The sequence below is a fragment of the Streptomyces sp. KR55 genome, from assembly GCF_052245645.1.
GTDB lineage: Bacteria > Actinomycetota > Actinomycetes > Streptomycetales > Streptomycetaceae > Streptomyces > Streptomyces flavusporus.
This window is the reverse complement of sequence record NZ_JBQQCE010000752.1, coordinates 1-2,964: the sequence shown is the minus strand read 5'-3', so window position 1 is coordinate 2,964 and position 2,964 is coordinate 1. Positions and strand designations below refer to the sequence as shown.

Annotated in this window: 3 protein-coding genes and 1 pseudogene; 1 reads left to right on the top strand and 3 read right to left on the bottom strand. The window is 68.5% G+C overall.

What is annotated here, in order from left to right; all coding sequences use genetic code 11:
- The 3 genes and pseudogenes from ACTWQJ_RS49500 to ACTWQJ_RS49490 all read right to left on the bottom strand — a co-directional run.
- A pseudogene (locus ACTWQJ_RS49500) lies at positions 1-504 on the bottom strand (tannase/feruloyl esterase family alpha/beta hydrolase); the annotation flags it as partial.
- A gap of 260 nt (positions 505-764) precedes the next feature.
- Complete coding sequence (locus tag ACTWQJ_RS49495; protein WP_443312907.1) at positions 765-1,457, bottom strand: cytochrome b/b6 domain-containing protein; 693 nt, start codon at positions 1,455-1,457, stop codon at positions 765-767.
- The gene (locus tag ACTWQJ_RS49490) at positions 1,405-2,127 is read right to left on the bottom strand and encodes a molybdopterin-dependent oxidoreductase (protein ID WP_443312906.1); all 723 of its coding nucleotides are present in this window, start codon (positions 2,125-2,127) and stop codon (positions 1,405-1,407) included. Before ACTWQJ_RS49490 ends, ACTWQJ_RS49495 begins: the two co-directional genes overlap by 53 nt.
- Before the next feature lie 384 nt (positions 2,128-2,511).
- Here ACTWQJ_RS49490 and ACTWQJ_RS49485 point away from each other — a divergent pair.
- Positions 2,512-2,964 (top strand): ATP-binding cassette domain-containing protein (locus ACTWQJ_RS49485; protein WP_443312905.1); only part of this gene is annotated, 453 nt, incomplete at its 3' end.

The following is a 2,964-nucleotide window of genomic DNA, read 5'->3' as shown; positions in this document are numbered from 1 at the left end:
GTTCTTCAGCAGCGCGGTGTTGACCTGGCCCTCGCTGTCCAGCGCCCAACTGGTGTCGAGGACGTCTCCGACACCGGCGTCGGTGGAGACGGCGGCGTAGCCGTTCTTGACCGCGGTGCCCAGGCCGACGCCGTTGTCGCCGGCCAGGTAGGCGGCGCCGCCGAGCCCCTGGAAACGGTCGTTCCAGCCGCTGACGGGCAGCCAGGTCCGCACCTTGGCGTGGTCGCCGTCGCCCGGATGCGTGAGGGTGACCGTCACTTCGCAGTAGGCAGGGACGCCGGTGACCGTGCCGCCCAGGGCCCCGGTGCCGTGGATGGTGCCGCCCTCCTGGCTGACCGCTGTCACGGACTCCACCTTGGTCCCGGCCGGCGCCTTCACGGACGGCGCCGAGCAGGCGAACGGCGCGGCGGCGGAGCCGTCCCGGGGCTCCGCCGAGGCGATCGGCAGACACACCGCCGCGGCCAGCGGCACACCGGCCGCGAGGACAGTCAGAAGTCGTCTCATGGGTTTCCCATCCAAGAAGTAGGTGTGTGCCTGGCCACGGCGACACATGTGCACGGCACATGAGGCGGGCCGAAGACTGATCCGGACGCTATCACCAGTTAAGGCGGTGACGAAGGGGTGTGGGTAGAACTTCGGTGAACAAAAAAGCCGGTCGCTCTCGACCTCGGCTCACTCTGGCCCCGCACCACGCGTCCCGACAACAGTCACTTGACGGTCCACACCTTCGGGTACCGGCCGAGCCCTGTCGCGGACGTGTTAGGTCATTCGACGGTCCGCCGCTCGGACACGTCACCCACGCGCTCCTCCCGCAGCCACCGCGAGTGGTACCGCTGCGCCCACGGCTGGCTGACGTATCCCGTGCGCATCCCCAGCCGCGCCTCGGGGCCCTCGAACGCCTTGCACATGTGCCCGAGGACAACAAACGTGATTGCCCAGGCCAGGATGTCGTGGACGAAGATCGCGCTGGTGCGGGAGATGAAGGGCAGCAGCCCCATGAACCACATCAGCAGGCCGGTGAACATCATCACCAGTACGGCACCGGCGATCCAGCCCGCGTAGAGCTTCTGGCCCGCGTTGAACTTGCCGGCCGGGCGGGCCTCGGGCGAGGTGCGGCGCCTGCGGACGGCGCGCAGCCACTGACGGTCGTACACCGCGAAGCGGTTCAGCCTGCGCAGGTCCGCGCGGAAGGCAGGCGAGAAGAGCCCCAGCAGGAAGGGCAGCGGCAGCGAGATGCCGGACCACTCGTGGACCGTGACCATCAGGTGGCGCCGTCCGACGAGTTGGGCCAGCGGCCCGAGGTAGAGGCAGGCGGCGGAGACCAGGCACAGCAGCATCAGGTAGCCCGTGGCCCGGTGGACCATGCGCTCGGCGGTGCTGAAGCGGCGTACCCGGCCGTCGTGTTCAGGCCGCGTCGCTGTGCCGGTCGGCTCCGTCGAGCCAGCCGTCGACCGCATATCCGCGCTCCTCCCAGTAGCCGGGAACGACCTTGTCGGTGACCGAGATGCCGGACAGCCACTTGGCCGACTTGTAGAAGTACATGGGGGCCACGTAGAGGCGGACCGGTCCGCCGTGCGCGTGGGTGATGGGCTTTTCCTGCATGTTCCGCGCCAACAGGACGTCCGAGTGGCGCGCCTGTTCCAGCGTGAGGCTCTCGCTGTAGGCGCCGTCGAAGCAGGTGAACCGGATCGCCGCGCCCGGGGAACGCACTCCGGCGTCGTCGAGGATGTCCGCCAACTTCACACCCTCGAAGGGTGTGTTCTCCACTCGCCATCCGTCCGTGCATACGACGTCGTGGACGACCCGGGTCTGCGGCATCGCGCGCAACGCGTCGAGCGTGTAGGTCTTTGGCCGCTCCACCAGTCCGTCGACCCGGAGTTCGTAGTTCGTCGCGTCCTTGTGCGGCACCGAGCCGACGACGCTGTAGTACCGGAAGCCGCCCGGGTTGGGCAGCAGACCGGTCAGGCCCGAGGGGTCGACCTCCGAGGCAGTGGCGAGGAACCCCTCCCAGCCACGCTGGAGGTAAGGCGCGGCGGCGAGCCCCGCCGCTCCCGCCCCGAGCATGCCCAGCATCGCCCGCCGCCCCACCGGTGCGCCTCCGGCCCTCGGCTTCGGCTTTTCGGCCATGGTTTGCGCTCCTTCCGGCACATGTGAACTCTGCCGAGTCACCATGCTCAGCATCGTCACCGTCTTAACTGGTGACGATGCTGTCATGAGGGTCTTTAGGGTGTCAACACAGAAGCCCGCTGATGCACACGTATGAGCTCGGCACGCCGCGCCGTCGACCGAGCAGGACGGAGACTGTTAGGCTGCGAGTGACGTTGACCGTGTATCGAGGAGTCACAGACGTGGTGGGTGAAGACGACATCTCCGGGTGAGATCCGGATCTGACGGCCACCGGCCGGCGCTCAGGAGCGCTGCCGACGTGGTCCGTCTCGTCGTACCCCTTTTCCCACGTCTGACCAGGGCAGAGCTCTGTTCTCTGCCCTCAAGCCGCTCGAGGTCACCTCCATGTCCGACGCATCCATCGTCTGCTCGAACCTCTCCTTCGCCTGGCCCGACGACACCCCGGTCTTCCACGACCTGTCCTTCACCGTGAACAGCGGCCGCACCGGCCTGGTCGCCCCCAACGGCTCGGGCAAGAGCACCCTGCTCAAGCTGATCGCTGGCGAACTGAAGCCCGCCACCGGCTCCGTGTCCGTCGGCGGCACACTCGGATACCTCCCGCAGAGCCTCCCCCTGACCGGCAACCTCACGGTCGCCGAGGTGCTGGGCGTCGCCGCGGTGATCCGGGCCCTGGACGCCGTGGAGTCCGGGGACGTCAGCGAGGAGCACTTCACCACCATCGGCGACGACTGGGACATCGAGGAACGCACCCGCGCCCAGCTCGACCGGCTGGGCCTCGCCGACCTCACCCTGGACCGCAGCCTGAGCACGCTCAGCGGCGGCCAGGTCGTCTCCCTC